The sequence below is a fragment of the Streptomyces sp. NPDC046862 genome, assembly GCF_040704615.1.
Lineage (GTDB): Bacteria > Actinomycetota > Actinomycetes > Streptomycetales > Streptomycetaceae > Streptomyces.
In genome coordinates, this window is record NZ_JBEYXP010000070.1 from 25,567 (window position 1) to 50,357 (window position 24,791).

The 24,791-nt window shown below is 72.0% G+C and carries 4 protein-coding genes; all 4 read left to right on the top strand.

The window, feature by feature from the left end:
• Window positions 1–100: 100 nt before the first annotated feature.
• The 4 genes from AB0959_RS46775 (at window position 101) to AB0959_RS46790 (ending at window position 24,791) form a co-directional block, all read left to right on the top strand.
• On the top strand, window positions 101–1,177 hold the full coding sequence (locus tag AB0959_RS46775; RefSeq protein ID WP_366833037.1) for a condensation domain-containing protein: 1,077 nt from the start codon (window positions 101–103) through the stop codon (window positions 1,175–1,177).
• Window positions 1,178–1,666: 489 nt separating this feature from the next.
• The gene (gene glyA, locus AB0959_RS46780) at window positions 1,667–3,121 is read left to right on the top strand and encodes a serine hydroxymethyltransferase (protein ID WP_366833038.1); all 1,455 of its coding nucleotides are present in this window, start codon (window positions 1,667–1,669) and stop codon (window positions 3,119–3,121) included.
• Entirely contained in the window at window positions 3,118–8,523 is a 5,406-nt protein-coding gene (locus AB0959_RS46785; protein ID WP_366833039.1) for an amino acid adenylation domain-containing protein, read from the top strand. Before glyA ends, AB0959_RS46785 begins: the two co-directional genes overlap by 4 nt.
• Window positions 8,520–24,791: an amino acid adenylation domain-containing protein gene (locus AB0959_RS46790; protein WP_366833040.1), complete on the top strand. Its 16,272-nt coding sequence runs from the start codon at window positions 8,520–8,522 to the stop codon at window positions 24,789–24,791. The genes AB0959_RS46785 and AB0959_RS46790 overlap by 4 nt, the downstream gene beginning before the upstream one ends.

Below are 24,791 nucleotides of genomic sequence, written 5' to 3' on the forward strand. Positions count from 1 at the left end.
CGGGGCAACCGGACGACATGCGCAACTGGCCGACCTGAACAGTCGAACAGCTGAATCGCCGGACAAGAAAACAAAGGAACGAGAAACGGGGGCGAAGAAATTGATTGCGAGGCTTGCGGGGAATTTCCAGACCGTCGTCCACCTCGTCGGCGTCGTCGACGCCGACCGACTGCACACCGCGGCCCAGGCCCTGCTCGACCGGCACACCCACCTGCGCACCACCCGCGACGGACGGGTCCTCGACGGCGTACGACTGCCGTGGCAGGTGCGGGACTTCACCAGGCTGACCATCGGAGAACGCAGCGAGGGCCTCGACCGCCTCCTGTACGAGGACCGGCGCACCCCTCTGGGCCCGGGACCGCTGTTCCGGCTCACCCTGGTCCGGCTCGGCTGGGAGCACCACGACCTGCTGGTCACCGCCCACCCCGCGCTGCTCGACACCGAGTCGGTGCGCCTGCTGACCGATGACCTGCTGCGTCTGTACGCCACCTGCGGCGATCCCGGACTCCTGCCCCGCCGGTACGGCTTCACCGGACCCGTGGGGCCGCCCGCGGAGCCGCCCGACACCGGCAGCGTGGAAGCTCCGCTGCCGCCGCCGGTCGCCCGCCAACTGCCCATCCGGGCAGCCGAGTCGGGCGTACCGGTGGGGATGCTGGTGCAGGCGGCCTGGGCCGTCGCACGGGCGGAGACGGCCGGCGGGCGCGATGTCGTCCTCGGGGTCACCGTGCCCGGGCGGCCGCCGGACGCCGGGGCACTGCTCGGGCCGTTCGCCCGCACCGTCGCCGTACGTGCCGTGTGGGGGCCGCTGGACACCGCCGCCGACCTGCTGACCCGGCTGCACCGGGCGCCGGTCGTGTCCGCGCCGTACGACACCGTCGTGGACTGCGGGCCAGAGCCACGGCCGGCGCCCTCCGCGGCGGGTGTCACCGTCGCCGCGTTCCGTGCCTTCCCCGACCGGCCCCAGGCGCTGACCGTGGTGGCCGACACCGGGCCCGGCTTCCGGGTCCGGATCGAGTACCACCGCACCGCTGTCGACGACGCCTCGGCCCACGCGCTCGCGGCCCGGCTGGCGCGCGTCCTGCGGCATTTCGCCGCCGATCCCCACGCGTCCCTCGGGCGCGTCGACGAGCTCGCGGTCCTTCCGGGTTCCCTTTCCCGGCAGCTCGTCAATTCCTGATCGACTGCGTGAATTCCGGCCGCCGTTGAACGGTTGTAGGACGCGTGGCGGGAAAGTTACGGTCTTTCCCATCGCAGGAAATCGAAAGCAGTCCGAACGGATAAAAACGCTCCACTCGCGAGAGTCGACGGAATCCAGGAAACGGACTGATTCCGAAAGGCAAGTGAAGGGCCGGGCACAGGAGAAGGCCCCGAGCAAGAAGCGGGCCCAACCGAAATGCGGCCCGCAGGCGAGAAGCGCACCCAAGGCGCGACACGCACTCAAGGCGAGAAGCGCACTCAAGGCGAGACACGCGCCGCAGGCAACCAGCGCATCCAAAGCGCAAGAAAGCCGCAGCCGCGAAGCGCAGCCAAGGCGCAAGAAAGCAGTTGGGGCGTGAGGGGCGAGCCGGGTCCGGGAGACGGACCGAATCCAAGAAGCGGGCCGAAGAGATTCCGTTCTTCCGGGCTCATTCATCAGCGACATTCATCGAGAAACGAGGTGGACGACATGGCCGGGCATTGGAGCACCGACCTGGTGGAGACGGCCCGCAAGAACGCAGGGGCCGGCGTCGAGGGAACCGGGACGGGTGAGCAGGCGGCCCTTCTGGCCATCGGCATGGAGGCCCTGCACCACGGCGATCCGGAGCTGGCACGGATGCTCGACGCCGAGGTGCGCCACCAGGGCACGACCCTGGCGATGATCGCCTCGGCCAGCATCGCCGACCCTTCGGTGCTCGCCGCCGGCGGAGCGGCGCTGTCGAACGTCACGGCCGAGGGGTACCCAGGGGCCCGCTACCATCCGGGGGCCGTCCACTTCGACGCGGTCGAGCGACTCGCGGTGGAGCGGGCCAAGGACCTGTTCGGGGCGCGCTACGCCAACGTCCAGCCGCACTCCTGCTCGTCGGCCAACCTGGCGGTGCTCGCCGCCCTGGTCCCGTCCGGCGGCACGATCCTCGGCCTGGACCTCGACGCCGGGGGCCACCTCACCCACGGCTCCCCGGCCTCGGTGACCGGCCGCCAGTACAAGGCGTTCCACTACGGCCTCGACATCACCGGACGTATCGACTACGACCAGGTGGAGGAGCTCGCCCTCCTGCACCGGCCCTCGGTGATCATCGCGGGCGCGAGCGCCTACCCGCGGACCGTGGACTTCGCCCGGTTCCGCGCGATCGCGGACACGATCGGTGCCTATCTGCTCGCCGACATCTCGCACATCGCGGGCCTGGTCGCCACCGGCCGGCACCCGAGCCCCGTCGATGTCGCCCACCTCACGACGACCAGCACGTACAAGCAACTCGGCGGTCCCCGTGGCGGGTTGATCCTCAGCGGTGCCGAGTACCGCACACCGGGCCCCGACGGGCGCACCCCGCTCTCGCGGCTGATGCAGCGCGCGGTGTTCCCGCAGTCGCAGGGCACCCCCAGTCCGGCCACCATCGCCGCCAAGGCCCGTGCCTTCGCGGTCGCCGCCTCTCCCTGGTTCGCCGAGACGACGCGGCTGATCGTCGAGGACGCGAGCGCCCTGGCCGCCGAACTGGCCGTGCTCGGCTACCGGATCCTCACCGGCGGCACCGACAACCACATGGTCCTGATCGACGTGCACGACCGAGGCCTGACCGGAGTCGTCGCCGAACGGGCCCTGGAGGAGTGCGGGATCCTCGCCAACCGCAACCGCATCCCCGGCGACACCAAGCCCCCGCTGGTCACCAGCGGACTGCGCCTGGGCACCAACATCCTCGCCCAGCGCGGCATGCGCCCCGAGGACATGGCGGACTGCGCCCGGCTGATGCACACGGTCCTGGAGGGCACCGCCCCCGTGACCGACACCGAGTACGTCATCGACCCCGCCCTCGTCGCCCGCGTCCGTGGCGCCGTACGCGACCTGTGCGTGAGCAACCCGCTGCCCCTGGGGCAGACCACGACCCCCGCGACCGAGACCGCGATCCTGATGGGAGCCGGACAGTGAACCACGACCACCTCCAGGACACCGACGAGCAGTGGCCCCCCGTGCTGCTGCCGGCCGACCGGCCCCGCCGGCCGGGCGCCGTGTCCCGGTGCACGGCCGCGGTCCACGCCGCCTTCCGCACCTCCACCGGCACCTCCGCCCGCCCTGATCTGCTGACAGCCGCCCTCGCCGCCGTACTGTTCCGCTACACCGGCCAGGACCGCGTCGCCGTCGACACCGCCGAGGGGACGGTGCGGTTCCGCGTCAGTGGCACCTCGACCCTCGGCCGGCTGGCCGAGGAGGCCGCCCCCGGCGACGGCCCGGCCCCCGTCGGCATCCGGTTCGACGAGGCCTCCGACACCGACGACACCGACGACACCGAAGGCACCGAACTCCAGCTCGTCGTCCACGACGGCTCCCTCGAACTCCGCTACGACACCGGGCTCTTCGACGAGGCCACCGCCGAGCGTCTCCTCGCCCACTACCGCACCCTCACCGAGGACGCCGTACGCGAGCCGTCCACGCCCGTCTCCCAGCTGCGCCTGCTCACCGACGCCGAGCTGCACCGCACGCTCGTCGAGTGGAACGCCACCGACACCGAACTGCCCCACGGCACCTGCCTGCACGAGGCGTTCGAGGCACGCGTGGCGGAGCAGCCGGACGCGGTCGCGGTCGTCCACCCGGGTGGGCGGCGCACCTTCGCCGAGGTCGACGCGGACGCCAACCGGCTCGCCCACGAGCTGCGTTCGCTGGGTGTCGGCCCGGACGTCCGGGTCGGTCTGTGCCTGGACCGCTCACCGGCACTGCTGGTCGCGATCCTCGGCATCCTCAAGGCGGGCGGCGCCTACGTGCCGCTGGACCCGGAGTACCCGGCGCAGCGCATCGCCGCCATGGCGGAGGGCACCGCCTGCGCGGTGATGGTCAGCCGCGCGGACCTGACCGGGAACCTCCCCGAGGACGCCGGCCGGAAGCTGGTGCTGCTGGACCGCGACGGCGGCGGACTCGCCGACCGGCCCGCCCACAACCCGGGCGTCACCGTCTCCCCGGAGAACCTCTGCTACGTCATCCACACCTCCGGCTCCACGGGCAAGCCCAAGCCGATCGCGCTCCAGCACCGCGGCGTGATGAACAATCTCGCCGACCTCAACTCCCGTTTCTCGGCGGGCCCCGGCGACAAGGTGCTGTCCCTGTCGTCGCCCAGCTTCGACATGTCGGTCTACGAGTACCTCGGCATCACCACGGCCGGCGGCACCGTCGTCGTCCCCTCGCCCGAGCGCACCAAGGACCCCGCGCACTGGCACGAGCTGCTGACCGCCGAGGACGTCACCGTCTGGAACACCGCCCCCGCCCTGCTGGAGCTGCTCGTCGACCACCTGGAGCAGACCGGCGCCCAGCCGCTGCCGCACCTGCGCGCGGCGATGCTCGGCGGCGACTGGATCCCGGTGCCGCTGCCGGACCGGGTCCGAGCCCTCGCCCCCAACCTGCGGCTGCTCACGCTCGGCGGTGTCACCGAGGCGTCCATCCACTCCACGATCTACGAGGTCGGTCAGGTCGACCCCGAGTGGGCGAGCATCCCGTACGGCCGCCCGATGGCGAACCAGCACACCTACGTCCTCGACGACCACCGCCGGCCGGTCCCGCCCGGCGTCGCCGGAGAGCTGTACGTCGGCGGCATCGGTGTGGCCCGCGAGTACCTCGGCCAGCCGGAGAAGACCGCCGAACGGTTCGTCGACTGGTCGCACGCCGGGGTCACCGACCGCGTCTACCGCACGGGTGACCTGGCCCGTTTCACCCCCGACGGAATGATCGAACTGCTCGGCCGCATCGACTTCCAGGTCAAGCTGAACGGGCTGCGCGTCGAACTCGGCGAGATCGAGGCCGTGTTGCGCTCCCACCCGGCCGTCCAGGCGAGCGCGGTGGTCGCGCACCGCAACCGGCTCGTGGCATACGTGGTCACCGAGGACGCCGGGAACCCCGAGAACGGCGGGAACGCCGGGAACGGTGTGGACACCGGCGAGCTCGTGCGGCTCGCCGCCGCGAAGCTCCCCGCGTTCATGGTTCCCGCCGCGATCGTCCCGCTGGAGCGGCTGCCGCTCACCCCGAACGGCAAGGTCGACCGCAAGGCGCTGCCCGAGCCCGACCTGACCGGAGGCTCCTACCGGGCGCCCGGCGGCGAGCGCGAGGAGGTCCTGGCCGCAGTCTTCGCCGATGTCCTCGGTGTCGAACGGGTCGGCGTCGACGACGACTTCCTGGCCCTCGGCGGCGACAGCATCCGCGCCATCAAGGTCGTCACCCGGGCCCGCGCCCGGGGCGTCGAGATCACGCCGAAGCAGGTCCTGCAGAGCCGTACGGTCGCGGTGCTGGCCGCCGCGGCCGGCGAGGCCGCAACCGCCGGTGAGGAGAGCGCGGCGGACAGCACCCCGCTGGTCGCCGTGGGGGTCGACGACCTCGACACCTGGCGGCGGCGCTACCCGGGCCTCGCCGACGTCTGGCCGCTCACCCCGATGCAGTCCGGCATGCTCTTCGAGTCGATGCTCAGCGACGGCGGCCACGACGCGTACCAGATGCAGACGCTGTTCACGCTGACCGGCGAGGTCGACGCCGACCGGTTGCGCGCGGCCGGGCAGACCCTGCTCGACCGGTACGCCAACCTGCGCACCGCGTTCGTGCCCGATGTCTCCGGCACCCTCGTCCAGCTGGTCGTGGACGGTGTGACCCTGCCCTGGCGGGAGATCGACCTCAGCGACCTGCCGGACGCCGAACAGGCCGAGGCCCTGCGACGGTTCCTGACCGAGGACCGCACCGCCCGGTTCGACCGGTCCGTGCCGCCGCTGCTCCGCCTGACCCTGGTCCGGCTGAGCCCGGTCCACAGCGAACTGGTCCTCACCTCCCACCACGTCCTGCTCGACGGCTGGTCCGAGCAGGTCCTCGGCCAGGACCTGCTGCGCCTGTACGCGGCCGGCGGCGAGGGAGAGCTGCCGGCCGTGCGGAGCTTCCGGGACTTCCTGGCCTGGCTCGACCGCCAGGACCAGCGGGAGAGCACCCGCGCCTGGGCCGACGAACTGGCCGGCGTCGACGAGCCGACCACACTGGTTCCGGCCACCGCGCCGCGCGCCGAGGCCGGAGAGGTCGCGGAGGTGGCGCTCCGGCTCACCCCGGAGGAGGGCCGCCGGCTCGCCGCCCGCGGCTCCCAGCTCGGCGTCACCCTGAACACGCTCGTGCAGGGCGCCTGGGCGGTGCTGCTGGGCGGGCTGACCGGGCGGGACGACGTGGTGTTCGGCGCCGCGGTCTCCGGGCGGCCCGCGGACCTGCCCGGTGTGGAGTCCATGGTCGGGCTGTTCATCAACACCGTTCCCGTACGGGCCCGGTGCGCGCCCGACAGCACCCTGGCCGAGCTGATGACCGGCCTCCAGGAGCGCCAGACGGCCCTCCTCGACCACCATCACCACCCCCTGACGGAGATCCACAAGGCGGCCGGTCTGGACGCCCTGTTCGACACGCTGGTGGCGTTCCAGTCCTACCCGGTGGACCGCGCGCCCGGCGGTGGACTGGAGATCACCGGCGTCCGCTCGGTCGGCGGCGCCAACTACCCGCTCGCCCTGATCGTCGAGTCCGACCCCGAGGTGCGGCTCACGCTCCAGTACCACCCGAGCCTCTTCGAGCGGGGCACGGCCGAGGACATCGCGGCCCGGCTGCGGTCGGTCCTCGGTCAGGTCGCGGCCGACCCCGACGAACTGATCGGCGGTGTGGACCTGCTGCTGCCGGACGAGGAACAGCGGCTGACCGGACCGGTCGAGGACCTGCCGGCCCAGACCGTCACCGCGCTCTTCGACCAGCGGGTGGCGGCCACCCCGGACGCGGTCGCGGTGAGCCGCGGGGGTGAGTCCCTCACCTACGCGCAGCTCGACGAGCGGGCCCACCGGGTCGCCGCCGCCCTGGCCGGGCGCGGCGCCGGACCCGAGACCGTCGTCGGGCTCCGGCTGCCGCCCTCCGTCGACCTGGCAGTGGCCCTGATCGGCACGCTGCGGGCGGGCGCCGCGTACACGGTGCTCACGTCCGGACAGCACGGGCCCGAACTCACGCTCACGACCCTGGAGTACGCCGACCCGGCCGCCCCTGCCCCCGCCCGCGTCGGGCCGCAGCAACTGGCCTGCGTACGCCCCGGCGCTGTCGCGGTCGGACACCGCGCGCTGGTGAACGGCCTCAAGAACTACGCGGACAGCGCCGGCCTCGCCCCCGGCACCCGGCTGGTCGCCGCCTCACCGGCCGGGGACCCGGCGGCCTTCGAGATCCTCGCCGGACTGTGCGCCGGGGCGGGCATACGGATCGGCACCGACGACGGCTGGGGCGCGGACGTGATCAGCACGGTCGCGCCGGTGCTGGCCGCGGCCCTCGACGGCCACCCGGAGATCGACGCCGCCACCGTCGTCCTCACCGGAGACGTCCTGCTGGGCTCGCTGGTGCAGCGCCTGCGCGAGACGGTCCCCGGGGTGCGGATCGTGACCGCGTACGGCCCGACCGAGACCATCCGGGCCGCCGCGCTCACCGCCGCCGAGGGCTGGCAGGGCGACGGTCCGGCCCCGCTGGGCTCCGTGCTCGGCAACATGCGGGCCTATGTGCTGGACCCGTTCCTGCGGCAGTCCCCGGCGGGCGTCACCGGCGAGCTGTACATCGCCGGAGAGCTGGCCCGCGGCTACCAGGACCGACCGGTCCTCACCGCCCAGCGGTTCGTGTCGGACCCGTACGGGCCGCCCGGCTCACGGATGTACCGCACCGGCGACCTGGTCCGCTGGGGCGCCGGGGGCCGGCTGGAGTACGCCGGCCGGCTCGGCGCGTGGGCCAAGGTGCGCGGGCACCACTTCCAGACCGGCGACATCGAGGCCGTACTGGCCGCGCACCCCGAGGTGTCCCAGGCGGCGGTCACGGCCGACGGCGAGCAGATCGCCGCGTACGTGGTCGGCACCCCTGCGGCCCACGACACGGACGAGCTGCGGGAGTTCACGGCCAAGCGGCTGCCGGACTACATGGTCCCCACGGCCTTCGTGCCGCTGACCGCGCTGCCGCTCACGGCGGACGGCACCGTCGACCGGGAGGCGCTCGCCCCGCCGGAGCCCGTCACGGCCGACGACGGGTACCGCCCCGGCCGCACCCCCCAGGAAGAGGCCATGTGCGCCCTCTTCGCCGAAGTCCTCAAGGTCGACCGCGTCGGGATCGACGACAACTTCTTCAACCTCGGCGGCAATTCGCTGACCGCCACCCGGCTGATCGGCCAGATGCGCAGGCGGCTCGGCATCGAGACGTCCATCCGCACGCTCTTCCAGCACCCGTCCATCGCGGAGCTCTCGGGCCGGGTCACCACGGCCAAGGCCGGCAGCACGAACCGCCCCCGCCTGCGCAAGATGACCAAGGAGCAGTCCCAGTGATCCCCCTGTCCTACGCACAGCGCCGGCTGTGGTTCCTCGACCGTTTCGAGGGCCCCTCCGCGACCTACAACGTCCCTCTCGCGTTGTGGCTGACGGGCGACCTGGACACGGACGCGCTCGCCGCGGCGATCCAGGACGTGGTCGGCCGGCACGAGAGCCTGCGCACGATCCTCTTCGAGGAGGACGGCGTCCCCTACCAGCGGATCCTCGAACCCGGCCAGGCCCGCGTCGACGTCCCCGTCCACGCCGTGGCCCCCGAGGACGTACGGCACGCCGTCGACGAGGCCATCTCCTACGAGTTCGACCTGTACGCCGAGATCCCGGTCCGGGCGTGCGTCCTGCGGCACGCCCCCGACGAGCACGTACTCGTCCTGCTGTTCCACCACATCGCCGCCGACGGCGAGTCCGGCGTCCCGCTGCTGCGCGACCTCCAGACCGCCTACACCGCGCGTCACGAGGGCCGGGCGCCCGAGTTCGAGGAACTCCCCGTCCAGTACTCCGACTACGCGCTCTGGCAGCGCGAGATGCTCGGCGACGAGAACGACCCGGACAGCGTCCTGGCCGGTCAGCTCGCCTACTGGTGCGAGCAGTTGGACGGCATGGAGCAGCCGCTGAACCTGCCGCTCGACCGCGTCCGCCCGTCGGCCGCCAGCCACCTCGGCGACCACGTCGAGTTCCGCCTGGCCCCCGAACTGCGGGCACGCGTCGAGGAGTTGGCGGCCGAGCGCGGGCTGACCATGTCGATGGTGCTGCAGTCGGTGCTCGCCGTGCTGCTGCACCACCTGGGCGCGGGCGACGACGTCCCGATCGGCGCGCCCATCGCGGGCCGCGTCGACGAGGACCTCGCCGACCTGGTCGGTTTCTTCGTCAACACCTGGGTGCTGCGGGTGCGGCTGCCCGGCAACCCCACCTTCGAGGACCTCCTGGAACAGGTGCGGGACAGCGCGCTCGGCGCGTACGAGAACCAGGACGCGCCCTTCGAGATGCTGGTCGACCAGCTCAGCCCGGAGCGCTCCACCGCCTACAACCCGCTCTTCCAGGTGTTCTTCGCCTGGCAGAACCTCACCCGCGCCGACATCGACCTGCCGGGCCTGACCACCCGCCTCGACTTCGAGCAACTGGGCACCAAGACCGCCAAGTTCGACCTGGAGTTCAACGTCGCACCGGACGAGGGGGACGGGGCGCGCGGCACCATCGAGTACGCCACCGACCTGTTCGACCGCGAGACCGTGCAGGCCATCGGCGACCGCTACGTCCGCGTGCTGGAGCAGCTCGTGGCCGACCCGGCGAAGCCGGTGGGCGCCCTGGACGTGCTGGCGCCGGCCGAGCGGGAGCGGCTCGCCGAACTCAACGCCACCGCCGCCGAGTTCCCCGAGGCCACCGTCCCGGCGCTCTTCGAGCAGCGGGCCGCCGAGACCCCCGACGCGGTCGCGGTGGTCTTCGAGGGCGAGGCGGTGACGTACGGCGAACTCGACGCCCGCGCCAACCGCGTCGCGCACGAACTGGTGGACAGGGGAGTGGGCCCCGAGTCGGTGGTGGCGCTGTCGCTGCCGCGTTCCGTGGACCTCGTCGTCGGCATGCTGGCCGTGCTGAAGGCCGGCGGCGCCTATCTGCCGATCGACCCCAAGTACCCGAGCCACCGCCTGGAGTACATCCTCGGCGAGGCCCGCCCGCAGCTGGTGCTCAGCGACGCGGACACGGCGTCGGTGCTCCCGGGGACGGACACGCCCCGCGTCCTCATCGACGAGCTGCCGACGGAGGGACCGACCGACAACCCCCGGGTCGCCCTGGAGCAGGACCACCTGGCGTACGTGATGTACACCTCGGGCTCCAGCGGCACCCCGAAGGGCGTCGCCGTCACCCACGGCAACGTCGTCAACGGCATCACGCACCTCGCCGAGCGGATCGCCGCAGGACCGGGCCGCACGGCCCTGGCGAGCACCTCGGTCAACTTCGACGTGTCGGTCTTCGAGATCTTCACCAACCTCTGCCACGGCGGCACGATCGAGATCGTCGACGACGTGCTCGCGCTCAGTGAACGCGACGGCTGGGACGGCCACATCATCTCCACCGTCCCCTCCGCGTTCGGCGAGCTCGTCGAGCAGATCGGCGACCGCATCCGCCCCGACACCCTGGTCTTCGCCGGGGAGGCGCTGCCCGCCGCGCTCGTGCACAAGGTGCGGGCCGCCTTCCCGGGTGTGCGGGTCGTCAACGCCTACGGGCAGACCGAGTCGTTCTACGCCACCACCTTCACCGTCGGCGACGACTGGGAGGGCACCGGCAACGTGCCCATCGGCACCCCGCTGGGCAACATGCGGGCGTACGTCCTCGGCCCCGGCCTGAAGCCCGTCGCCCCCGGTGTCGCCGGTGAGCTCTACATCGCCGGGAACGTGGCCCGCGGCTACCGCGGCCGTCCCGACCTGACCTTCGAGCGCTTCCTGCCCGACCTGTTCGGCGGAATACCCGGCGCCCGTATGTACCGCACGGGCGACCTGGCCCGCTGGAACAACCAGGGACAGCTGGAGTACGTCGGGCGCGGTGACGCCCAGGTCAAGGTGCGCGGCTTCCGTATCGAGCCCGGCGAGGTCGAGGCGGCGCTGACGGCGCACCCCGGGGTGGCCCAGGCCGCGGTGGTGGCCCGGGACAGCCGTGGCGGCAAGCAGCTCGTCGGCTATGTCGTCCCCGCCTTCACCAGCGACAACGACAGCCACGACTTCCGTTCCGGCATCGAGGCCACCGACCTGCGGGCCTTCGTCTCGCAGGCCCTGCCCGACTTCATGGTCCCCTCCGCCTTCGTGATCCTGGACCGGCTGCCGCTGATGCCCAACGGCAAGCTGGACCGCAAGGCGCTGCCCGAGCCGGAGTTCGCCGGCAGCGAGTACCGCGCCCCGAGCACCCCCGAGGAGCGGGTCCTGGCCTCGGTGTACGCCGAGGTGCTGGGCCTGGAGCGGGTCGGCGTCGACGACGACTTCTTCGCGGTCGGCGGCGACAGCATCCGCTCCATCCAGGTCGTCTCGCGGGCCCGCGCCCAGGGCGTGGAGGTCACCCCCCGGCAGATCTTCGAGCGGCGCACGGTCGCCGAGCTCGCGACGGTCGCCACCAGCGCCGGCACCGCGGTCGTCCTGGAGGAGTTCGAGGGCGGCGGCACCGGTCTGCTGCCGCTGCTGCCCATCACCGAGTACATGCTGGAACTGGGCGGCTCCCACCGCCGGTTCTCCATGTCGCTGCTCGCCGAACTGCCCGAGGGCATCGACGCCTCCGGACTGACCGTCACCCTGGACGCCGTCTTCGACCGGCACGACGTGCTGCGCTCACGGCTGGTGCAGGGCGAGGGCCTGTACGTGGAGCCTGTCGGCTCCGTCGACACGTCCGCTCTGGTCCGCCGGATCGCCTGCGACGGCGACTGGGAGAGCGACGCCTGGGAGCAGCTCGCGGAGGACGAGCTCGACGCGGCGGCGGGACGACTCGACCCGGCGGCCGGGGTCATGGCCCAGTTCGTGTGGTTCGACCCGGACCGCGGCCCCGGACGCCTGATCATCGTGCTGCACCACCAGGTCGTGGACGGCGTCTCCTGGCGCATCCTGCTGCCGGACCTCGCCGAGGCGTGGAAGGCGGTGCGGAAGGGTCGTACACCCGAACTCGGGGCCGTCGGCACGTCCGTACGGCGCTGGACGCACGCCCTGATCGAGGAGGCGGGCAGCGAGTCCCGCACGGCCGAGATGGAGCTGTGGCGTTCGGTCCTGGACGGGCCCGACCCGCTGCTGGGCTCTCGCGCCCTGGACCCGGCCGTCGACACCCGCACCGCCCTGGAACACCTCCCCGTGCGCCTCCCCGCGGACGTCACGGAGGCCCTGCTGACGACCGTTCCCGCGGCCTTTCACGGCGGGGTGAACGACGGTCTGCTCGCGGGGCTCGCCATCGCGGTCGCCCAGTGGCGCCGTACGCGCGGTGTGGCGGAGACCTCGACACTCATCAAGCTGGAGGGCCACGGCCGTGAGCAGGACGTCGTCCCCGGCGCCGACCTGTCCCGCACCGTCGGCTGGTTCACCAGCCTCTTCCCCGTCCGCCTGGACACGGGCGGCCTCGACCTGGACGAGGCCCTCGCGGGCGGCCCGGCGGCCGGCGCCGTCGTCAAGGCGGTCAAGGAGCAGCTGCTGGCCATCCCCGACAAGGGACTCGGCTACGGGCTCCTGCGGTACCTCAACCCCGGGACCGCCGAGGAACTGAGGCAGCACTCCACCGGCCAGATCGGCTTCAACTACCTGGGCCGTTTCTCCTCCGCCGACATGCCCGAGCACCTGCGCGGCCTCGGCTTCACCCAGCTCCGCGAGTTGGCGGCACCCCTGGACGCCGACATGCCGGCCATGTCCGTCCTGGAGCTCAACTCGGCCGTCATCGACACCGACGAGGGCGCCCGGCTGGACGGCGTGATCTCCTTCCCGCCCGGTGTGCTGGACCGCGCGGAGGTCCAGGAGCTGGCCGACCTGTGGTGCGCGGCGCTCGGCGCGCTGGCCCGGCACGCGAGCCAGGAGGGCGCGGGCGGGCTCACCCCGTCCGACCTGCCGCTGGTGAGCGTGAGCCAGCGGGACATCGAGAGCTGGGAGCGCCGCCACCCCGGTCTCGTCGACGTGTGGCCGCTGACCGCCCTGCAGTCCGGTCTGCTGTTCCACACGATGCTGGCGGACGCCACCTTCGACGCGTACCAGATGCAGCTCGCCTTCCGGGTGGAGGGCCGCGTCGACCCGGCGCGCATGCGGGCCGCCGGGCAGGCGGTGCTCGACCGGTACGCCAACCTGCGCACCGCCTTCGTCACCGACTCCGAGGGCACCCAGGTGCAGCTCGTGATCGACGGGGTCGAGGTGCCGTGGCGGGAGATCGACCTCAGGGACCTGGAGGAGTCCGCGCGCCAGGAGGCGTACCGGCAGTTCCTCGCCGACGACCACGGCACGCACTTCGACCCGCTGGTGCCGCCCATGCTGCGGCTCACCCTGGTCCGCATGAGCGAGGACCACTCGGAACTGGTCCTCACCGCCAACCACGTCCTCTTCGACGGCTGGTCCTTCCCCGTCCTGATGCAGGACCTGCTGCGCCTGTACGGCTCGAACGGCGACACCTCCGTGCTGCCGCGCGTCCGCTCCTTCAAGGACTTCCTCGTCTGGCTGTCCCGCCAGGACCACGCGGAGACGGCCCGCGTGTGGGCCGAGGAACTGGCCGGCGTGGACGAGCCGACGCTGCTGCTGCCCGGCGCCCGCGCCGAGAAGGAGAGCACCGGCATCGGTGGCGTCCAGGTGCCGCTGCCGCTCGACGACGTCCGCGCCCTCAACCGGCGCGCCTCCGAACTCGGCGTCACCGTCAACACGCTCGTCCAGGGCACCTGGGCGCTGCTGCTCGGCCAGCTCACCGGCCGGCAGGACGTCGTGTTCGGCGCCACCGTCTCCGGGCGGCCGCCGCAGGTCAGCGGCGTGGACTCCATCGTCGGCATGTTCATCAACACGCTGCCCGTACGCGTCGAGTACGGCCCGGCCGACACCCTCGCCGAGGTCCTCACCCGGCTCCAGCACCGCCAGGCCGGCCTGCTGGAGCACCACCACCACGGGCTCAGCGAGATGCAGCGGGCCACCGGGCTGAAGAAGCTGTTCGACACCCTGGTCGTCTTCGAGTCGTACCCCGTGGACCGCGACGGCCTGACCGACGCCAACACGGCCGCCGGGATCGCCTTCACCGGCATCCGCCCCACCACGGGCACCCACTACCCGCTGACCGTGATGGCGGACGCCGACCCGCACCTCAGGCTCACCCTCAACTACCAGGAGGGCGTCCTCGCCCCCGAGGCCGTCGAGGCGATCGCCGCCCGCTTCGGACGCGTGCTGAAGCAACTCGCCGAGGACCCGGAGACCCCGGTCGGCCGCGTCAACCTGCTGGAGCCCGCCGAGCGCGACCGGCTGCTCGCCCTGAACGACACGGCCGCCGAGACCCCGGACGTCACGATCACCGAACTGTTCGAGCTCCAGGCGACGGCCACGCCCGACGAGGCCGCCGTCGTCTTCGAGGGCGAGTCGGTGACGTACGCCGAGCTCAACGCCCGCGCCAACCGCCTGGCCCGCGACCTGACCGCGCTGGGCGTCGGCGGGGAGTCGCTGGTCGCGGTGTCCCTGCCGCGTTCGGCGGAGCTGGTGGTCGGCCTGCTGGCGGTGCTGAAGGCGGGCGGGGCCTATCTGCCGGTGGACCCGAAGTACCCGAGCCACCGTCTGGAGGCGATCCTGAAGGAGGCCGCCCCGCAGCTGGTCCTCACCGACACCGCCATGGCGGGTGTGCTGCCGCCCACCGAGGCACCCGTCCTCCACCTCGGCGACCTGGCCGACGGCGACGGCTCCAACCTCGAACTGCCCCGCAGCGCACAGCAGCTGGCGTACGTCATGTACACCTCGGGCTCCACGGGCAAGCCCAAGGGCGTCGCCATCACCCACCACAACCTGGTCAACGGCGTTCTGCGCCTGGCCCCGACGGTGGGCATGGGTCCGGGCAAGCGGCTGCTGGCCGGCACCTCGATCAACTTCGACGTCTCCGCCTTCGAACTGTTCACCACCCTCACCAGCGGCGGCACCGTCGAGATCGTCCGTGACGTACTGGTGCTGGGGGAGCGGGCCGAGGGCTGGCGCGGCAGCGTCATCAGCACCGTGCCGTCCGCGTTCGCCGAACTCGTCGACCAGATCGCGGACAAGACGCAGGTGGACACCGTCGTCTTCGCCGGTGAGGCCCTGCCCGCCTCCCTCGTCGAGAAGGTCCACGAGGCATTCCCCGGCGTCCGCGTCGTCAACGCCTACGGCCAGAGCGAGTCCTTCTACGCCACCGCCTTCACCGTCTCCGGCGACAGCGACGGCGACGACGAGTGGATCGGATCCGCGCCCATCGGCTCCCCGCTGGGCAACATGCGGGCGTACGTCCTCAGCCCCGGTCTCACGCCGGTGCCGCCGGGCGCCGTCGGCGAGCTGTACGTCGCCGGCAACGTCGGCCGCGGCTACCACGGCCGCCCCGACCTGACGGCCGAGCGGTTCGTCGCCGACCCCTACGGTCCGCCCGGATCACGGATGTACCGCACCGGCGACCTGGCCCGCTGGAACGAGAACGGCCGCCTGGAGTACGCCGGCCGCGGCGACTCCCAGGTCAAGGTGCGCGGCTTCCGCATCGAGCCCGGCGAGGTCGAGGCGGCGCTGACGGCCCACCCCGAGGTGGACCAGGCCGTCGTGATCGCCCGCCCGGGACCGGGGAGCGGCAAGCAACTCGTCGCCTACGCGGTCGGCGAGGCGGACGTGGACGAGCTGCGCCGGTTCGTCTCCGAGCGGCTGCCCGAGTTCATGGTCCCCTCCGCGTTCGTCGCCCTGGACCGGCTGCCGCTGATGCCCAACGGCAAGCTCGACCGGGCGGCCCTGCCCGAGCCCGAGGTCACCGGCACCGCCTACCGGGCGCCGCGCACCACGGCCGAGGAGACCCTGGCGGAGCTGTTCGCCGAGGTGCTGGGCGCCCAGCGGGTCGGCATCGACGACAACTTCTTCGCGCTCGGCGGCCACTCGCTGCTCGCCACCCGTCTCACCAGCCGCATCCGTACCGTCCTCGACGCGGAGATCCCCATCCGGGTCGTCTTCGGCTCGCCGACGGTCGCGGAGCTCGGCGCCCATCTGACCGGCGACCTCAAGGTGCGGCCGCCGCTGCGCAGGCTCGCCGAGTGCCCGGAGCGGATGCCACTGTCGTTCGCCCAGCGCCGGCTGTGGTTCATCGACAAGTTCGAGGGGCCGTCGGCGACGTACAACATCCCGATGGCGCTGCGGCTGACCGGGGCGCTGGACGCGCAGGCGCTCGTCGCGGCCATCCAGGACGTGATCGACCGCCACGAGAGCCTGCGGACCGTCTACCGCGAGGACGAGGAGGGCGTCGCGTACCAGCTGGTGCTGCCGGTCGAGGAAGCCCGACTGGTCGTCCCGGTCGTCGAGTTGTCACCCGAGGACATCGAGTCCGCCGTCGCCGACGCCGGTGGGTACACCTTCGACCTGGCGACCGAGATCCCCGTACAGGCCCGCATCCTGCGGGCCGGGCCCGAGGACCACGTCCTCACCCTGGTGATCCACCACATCGCGGGCGACGGCGAGTCCATGGCCCCGCTGATCCAGGGCATCTCCCAGGCGTACGCCGCCCGGCGGGAGGGCCGGGCCCCCGAATGGGCCGAACTGCCCGTCCAGTACGCCGACTACGCCCTGTGGCAGCGCGACCTGCTCGGCGACGCCGACGACGCCGACAGCGTGCTCTCCGAACAGTCCGCTTACTGGCAGGAGACCCTTCAGGGCGCTCCGCAGCCGCTGCACCTGCCCACCGACCGGCCCCGGCCGCCGCGGGCCAGTTACCGCGGCGACATGCTGGAGTTCGCCATCGAGCCCGAACTCCTCCTCGCCGTCGAGCGGTTGGCGCAGGAGCGGGACCTCACCGTGTCGATGGTCATGCAGTCCGTGTTCGCGGTGCTGCTGCGCCAGCTCGGCGCCGGCGACGACATCCCGATCGGCTCCCCGATCGCCGGCCGCACCGACGACGCCCTCGCCGACCTGATCGGCTTCTTCGTCAACACCTGGGTGCTGCGCGCCGAGATGTCCGCCCACCTGAGCTTCGACCAACTCGTCGAGCAGGTACGGGAGAAGGCGCTGTCGGCGTACGGCAACCAGGACGTGCCCTTCGAGCGGCTGGTCGAGCTGCTCAACCCCGACCGCTCGACCGCCTACCACCCCCTGTTCCAGGTGATGTTCGCCTGGCAGAACTTCACCCAGGCCGACTTCGACCTGCCGGGCCTCGGCGTCGGCATCGAGCCGATCGCCACCGGCACCGCCAAGTTCGACCTGTTCCTCAACCTGACGGAGGTCACGGACGCCGATGGACGAGAGGTCCAGGGCCTGCTGGAGTACGCCACCGACCTGTTCGACCGCGAGACGGCCGAGACGATCGCGGCCCGGTTCGTGCGGGTGCTGCGTCAGGTGGTGGCCGACCCCGGGCGCCCGATCGGAGCGGTCGACGTCCTGGACGCGGCCGAACGCGAGCAGGTGCTGTACGGCTTCAACGACACGGCGGTGCCGACACCCGAGGTGACGCTGCCCGAGCTCTTCCGGCAGCAGGTGGCGGCGTCCCCCGACGCGGTCGCGGTGGTCTTCGAGGGTGAGTCGGTGACGTACGCCGACCTCGACGCCCGCGCCAACCGGCTGGCCCGCGAACTGGCCGGCCGGGGAGTGGGGCCGGAGTCGGTGGTGGCGCTGTCGCTGCCGAGGTCCGTGGAGCTGGTCGTCGGCCTGCTGGCGGTGCTCAAGGCGGGCGGCGCGTATCTGCCGATCGACCCGAAGTACCCGAGCCACCGCCTGGAGCACATCCTCACCGAGGCGCGCCCGCAGCTGGTGCTCACCGACTCCGAGACGGTGTCGGTGCTGCCGGAGAACGACATCCCGGCGCTCTTCGTGGACCAGTTGGACCTCGACGCCCACCCGGCGGACGATCCCGAAGTCCCTCTTCACCCGGGCAACTTGGCGTACGTCATGTACACCTCGGGCTCCACGGGCACTCCCAAGGGCGTCTCCCTCACGCACCACAGCGTCGTCAACGGCGTCCTGCGCCTGGTCAACCGACTCGGCATGGAGCCCGGCTCACGGACCCTGGCGAGCACGTCCGTCAACTTCGACGTGTCGGTGTTCGAGCTGTTCACCACGCTCAGCAGCGGCGGCAGCGTCGAGATCGTGCGGGACGTGCTGGTCCTCGGCGAGCGCGGCGGCTGGGACGGCACCATGATCAGCACGGTCCCGTCCGCCTTCGCGGAACTGCTCGACCAGCTCGCCGACCGCATCGACGTCGACACGGTCGTCTTCGCCGGCGAGGCCCTCCCCGCCACGCTGGTCCAGCGCATGCGCGAGGCGATCCCCGGTGTCCGCGTCCTCAACGCCTACGGGCAGACCGAGTCGTTCTACGCCACGACCTTCGCCGTCTCCTCCGACAAGGGCGAGGTCGCGGGCAGCGCACCCATCGGCTCCCCGCTCGGCAACATGCGGACCTACGTACTGGACGCCTACCTGCGGCCCGTCCCGGTCGGTGTCACCGGCGAGCTGTACGTCGCCGGCGACGTGGCCCGCGGCTACCTGGGCCGCCCCGACCTCACGGCGGAACGATTCGTCGCCGACCCCTACGGTCCCCCCGGCTCCCGCATGTACCGCACGGGCGACCTGGCCCGCTGGAACCGCCACGGCGCCCTGGAGTACGCGGGCCGAGGCGACGCCCAGGTCAAGGTGCGCGGCTTCCGCATCGAGCCCGGCGAGGTGGAGGCCGCGCTGGTCGCCCACCCCGAGGTGGCGCAGGCGGCGGTCGTGGTGCGCGAGACGCGCGGCGGGGCCAAGCAACTCGTCGGGTACGTCGTGCCGGTGGGCGCGGGCGGCGAGGGCGACGGCGTGAGTGGGCTCGGCGACATCGACGTCGACCTCACCGCCGGGCTCACCTCCCGCGACCTGCGGACCTTCATGACGAGCCGGCTGCCGGAGTTCATGGTCCCGACGGCGTTCGTGATCCTGGACCGGCTGCCGCTCACCCCGAACGGCAAGCTCGACCGCAAGGCGCTGCCCGAGCCGGAGTTCACCGGAGAGACCTACCGCGCCCCGCGCACCCCCGAGGAGCAGGTCCTCGCCGCCGTGTACGCGGACGTGCTGGGCCTGGACCGGGTCGGCATCGACGACGACTTCTTCGCGGTCGGCGGTGACAGCATCCGCTCCATCCAGGTCGTGTCCCGCGCCCGTGCCCAGGGTGTGGAGGTCACGCCCCGGCAGATCTTCGAGCAGCGGACCGTCGCGGAACTCGCGACCGTGGCCACCAGCGTCGGCACGGGCGTCGTCCTGGAGGAGTTCGAGGGTGGGGGCACCGGTGTGCTGCCGCACCTGCCCATCACCGAGTACATGCTCGAACTCGGCGGCGGCTACGACCGGTTCTCGATGTCCATCGCGCTGGAACTCCCGGCCGGCATCGACGCCGGCGGCCTGGCCGCCACCCTGAACGCGGTCTTCGACACCCACGACATCCTGCGCTCCCGGCTCGTTCCCGAGGAGGGCATGCACGTGGGGCCCGTGGGCTCGGTCGACGCGGCGACCCTCGTGCACCGCGTCCCGTGCGACGGGACGTGGGGCGACGCGTGGCAGAGGCTCGCCAAGGACGAGCTGAACGCCGCGACGGGCCGGCTGGACCCGGCCGCCGGGATCATGGCCCAGTTCGTGTGGTTCGACGCGGCCGAAGGGCCCGGACGCCTGATCATCGCCCTGCACCACCTCGTGGTAGACGGTGTCTCCTGGCGCATCCTCGTCCCGGACCTCGCGGAGGCGTGGAAGGCCGTACGGGAGGGCCGCTCGCCGGAGTTGCCCGAGGTCGGCACGTCCGTACGGCGCTGGACGCACGCCCTGATCGAGGAGGCGGGCAGCGAGTCCCGCACGGCCGAGATGGAGCTGTGGCGTTCGGTCCTGGACGGGCCCGACCCGCTGCTGGGCTCCCGCGCGCTGGACCCGGCCGTCGACACCCGCTCCACCCTCGACCAGTTGCAGATGCGGCTGCCGGTGGACGTCACCGAGGCGCTGGTCACCAGGGTCCCGGCCGCCTTCCACGGCGGTGTCAACGACGGTCTGCTGGCCGCGCTGGCCATCGCCGTGGCCAAGTGGCGGCGGGCCCGTGGCGTGGAGGAGTCGTCGACGCTCATCAAGCTGGAGGGCCACGGCCGTGAGCAGGATGTCGTCCCGGGCGCGGACCTGTCGCGCACGATGGGCTGGTTCACCAGCATGTTCCCGGTCCGTCTGGACACCGTCGGGTTCGACGTCGAGGACGCCTTCGCCGGCGGCCCGGCGGCCGGCGGGATCGTCAAGGCGGTCAAGGAGCAGCTGCTGGCCATCCCCGACAAGGGACTCGGCTTCGGTCTGCTGCGGTACCTGAACCCCGGGACCGCCGAGGAGCTGAGGCAGCACTCCACCGGTCAGATCGGCTTCAACTACCTGGGCCGTTTCTCCTCCGCCGACATGCCCGAGAGCCTGCGCGGCCTCGGCTGGACCCAGCTGACCGACGCCGACGGCCTGGACGCGGACCTCGATGCCGACATGCCCGCCATGTCCACCGTCGAGATCAACTCGGCGGTCATCGACACCGACCTGGGCGCCCAGCTCGAAGCGGTCGTCGGCTTCCCGGCCGGCGTGCTGGAGGCGGCGGACGCGCAGGAGCTGATCGACCTGTGGGCCGACGCCCTGGCGGCTGTGGCCCGGCACGCGAGCCAGGAGGACGCGGGCGGGCTCACCCCGTCCGACCTGCCCCTGGTCGAGGTGGGCCAGGACGAGATCGAGGCCTGGGAGCAGAACTACCCCGGGCTGGCGGACGTCTGGCCGCTCACCCCGCTGCAGTCCGGGCTGCTGTTCCACACGCTCGTCAACGACGAGGCGATCGACGCGTACCAGATGCAGATCGCCTTCCACGTCTCCGGGCGCGTGGACCCCGTACGGATGCGGGCCGCCGGGCAGGCCATGCTCGACCGGTACGCCAACCTGCGCACCGCGTTCGTCACCGACGCGCACGGCCGTCAGGTCCAGCTCGTCCTCGACGACGTCGAGATCCCCTGGCAGGAGCTCGACCTGCGCGAACTGCCGGAGGCCGAGCGGGAGGAGGCCTTCGAGCGGTTCCTCGCCGAGGACCACACCGTCCACTTCGACCCGGTCGTCCCGCCGCTGCTGCGGCTCGCCCTGGTCCGGATGACCGACGAGCGCTCCGAACTCGTCCTCACCGCCCACCACGTCCTCTTCGACGGCTGGTCGTTCCCGCTGCTGATGCAGGACCTGCTGCGGCTGTACGGCACGGCCGGCGACCTGACGGCGCTGCCGAGGATCCGCGGCTACCGCGACTTCATGGTCTGGCTCTCGCAGCGCGACCAGGACGAGACGGCACGGGCCTGGGCCGGGGAACTGGCCGGAGTGGAGGAGCCCACGCTGCTCGGTCCCTCCGCCGACGACGTCCACGACGACCACGAGGACCAGGGCGTCGGCCAGGTGGACATCCAGCTCCCCCTGGAGGAGGCCCGCGGCCTCAACCGGCGCGCCTCCGAACTAGGGGTCACCGTCAACACGCTCGTCCAGGGCGCCTGGGCGCTGCTGCTCGGCGAGCTCACCGGACGGCAGGACGTGGTGTTCGGCGCCACGGTCTCCGGCCGGCCGCCGGAGCTCCAGGGCGTCGACTCGATCGTCGGCCTGTTCATCAACACGCTGCCGGTGCGTGTCGAGTACGGCCCCGGCGACACCCTCGCCGACGTGCTCACCGGACTCCAGCGCCGCCAGGCCGCGCTGCTCGACCACCACTACTACGGGCTGACCGAGATCCAGCAGGGCGCGGGCCTGAAGAAGCTGTTCGACACCCTCGTCGTGTTCGAGTCGTTCCCCGTGGACAAGGAAGGCCTGAGCGACGCCAACACCGCCTCCGGGATCGCCTTCACCGGCATCCGGCCCTTCTCGGGCACCCACTACCCGCTGACCCTGATGGCGGCGGCCGACCCGCACCTGATGCTCACCCTGCAGTTCAAGCAGGGCGCCTTCGAGCGGGCCACGGTCGAGGAGTTCGCGGCCCGGCTGGTGCGCATCCTGCGGCAGCTGGTGGCGGACCCCGGTACGAAGGTCGCCGCGGTCGACACCCTGGAGCCGGCCGAACGCGACCGTCTGCTGGTGGAGTTCAACAGCACGGCCGCCGAGACCCCGGACCTGACCATCACCGAACTCTTCGAGTTCCAGGTGGAGCGGACGCCGGACGAGATCGCGGTGATCGCCGAGGACCGGCAGCTGACGTACCGCGAGGTCAACGCGCGGGCGAACCGGCTGGCCCGGGCGCTCACCGCCCGCGGTGTCGGACGCGAGTCGGTCGTGGCGGTGTCGCTGCCGCGCTCCACCGACCTGGTGGTGGGCCTGCTGGCGGTGCTCAAGGCGGGCGGCGCCTATCTGCCGATCGACCCGAAGTACCCGAGCCACCGGCTGGCGGCCATCCTCGACGAGGCCCGCCCGCAGCTCGTCCTCACGGACTCGGAGACCGTCTCCGTCCTGCCCGGGATTCAGGCGCCCGCGCTCTTCGTGGACGAGCTCGACCTCGGCACGGGCGACGGGGACAACCTCGAAGCGGCCGTGCACACAGGTCAGTTGGCGTACGTGATGTACACCTCCGGTTCCACCGGCAAGCCCAAGGGCGTCGCCATCACCCACAGCAACGTCGTCAACGGCGTGCTGCGGCTGGCCTCGCGGATCGGGATGGAGAAGGGACGGCGGCTGCTCGCGGGCACCTCGATCAACTTCGACGTCTCCGCCTTCGAGATCTTCACGACCCTCACCACCGGCGGCAGCGTCGAGGTCGTCCGGGACGTCCTGGTCCTCGGCGAGCGGGAGGGCTGGCACGGCAACGTCATCAGCACCGTTCCGTCCGCCTTCGCCGAACTCGTCGACACCATCGCCGACAAGACGAGCGTGGACACCCTCGTCTTCGCCGGCGAGGCGCTGCCCGCCTCCCTGGTGGACAAGGCGCGCGAGGCCTTCCCGGGCGTACGGATCGTCAACGCCTACGGCCAGAGCGAGTCCTTCTACGCCACCACCTTCTCCGTCCCCCAGGGCGGGGAGTGGAGCGGCAGCGCACCCATCGGCGAACCCCTGGAGAACATGCGGGCCTACGTCCTGGGGCCGGGGCTGAGGCCCGTACCGCAAGGTGTGACAGGGGAGTTGTACGTCGCCGGCAACGTGGGCCGCGGCTACCACGGCCGCCCGGCCCTCACGGCGGAACGGTTCGTCACGGACCCCTTCGGGCCACCCGGCTCCCGGATGTACCGCACCGGCGACCTGGCCCGCTGGAACGCCGACGGGAAACTGGAGTACGCGGGCCGCGGCGACGCCCAGGTCAAGGTGCGCGGCTTCCGCGTCGAACCCGGGGAGGTCGAGGCCGCGCTCACGGCCCATCCGGGGGTGGCCCAGGCGGCCGTGGTGTCCCGCGACAACCGCCTGGTCGCCTACGTCGTGCCCGTGGACGACCTCGAAGCCCCCGACACGGGTCTCGACACGGGCCAACTGCACCGGTTCGTCTCCGAGAAGCTGCCCGACTTCATGGTCCCGGCGGCCTTCGTCCTCCTGGACAGGCTGCCGCTCGCACCCAACGGCAAGCTCGACCGCCGTGCGCTGCCCGAACCGGACTTCGTCACCGAAGGCACCTACCGGCCACCGGGCACACCCCGTGAGGAACAGCTGGCGGCCGTCTTCGCCGACGTCCTCGGTCTCGAACGCGTCGGCGTCGACGACGACTTCTTCGCCCTGGGCGGGCATTCCCTGCTGGCCACCCGGCTCGGCAGCAGAATTCGTACGCAGCTGGGCGTGGCACTGCCCATGCGTGCCGTTTTCCAGTCGCCCACGGTCGCGGAACTGGCGGCCTACATGGATTCAGGGTCCGCGTCCCGTGAGAACGCCGATCCGTTCGCCCGGCTGCTGCCCATCCAGACGCGTGGTGACGGGGAACCGCTGTGGTGGATCCACCTCGCCGGCGGTCTGGCCTGGCCGTATCTCAACTTCACGGCGCACCTGTCCGAGGACCGTCCGTCGTACGGAATTCAGGCGCGTGGATTCAATGGAGAGAATTGCGAAAATTCCATTGAATCCATGGTGTCGGAATACCTCGACCAGGTATTCTCAATTCAGAGCGAAGGCCCCTTCCACCTCGTCGGCTGGTCCTTCGGTGGAGTCGTCGCCCACGCGATGGCCGCGGAACTCCAGCGCCGGGGGCACGAAGTGGCCCTCCTGGCCCTGCTGGACGCGGCTCCCAGCGGGCACTTCGCGGACGACCCGGACCTCGAACTCGCCCAGGTCCGCGCCCTCCTCAAGGACCACGTCGGCGATCTGGCCGGCCGGGACGAGGAGCGGCTGCTGGAGATCTCGTCGGACTTCGTCGTCAACAACGTCGAGATCCTCAAGAAGTTCCAGCCGCCGGTGTTCGACGGCGACGCCCTCTTCTTCAACGCCACGCTCAACCCGGAAGCCCCGTACATGGACCAGTGGGCCCCGCACATCAGCGGCGAGCTGCACGTCCAGGACGTACCGAGCACACACCACGAGATCTGCCGGCCCGAGTTCGCGCCCGACATCGCGGCGGCCATCGCGGCGGCCGTCGACAGCGCACTCGACCGCACGCGCGGCCGCGCCCTCAACCGCACGCTCGACCCGAAGTGA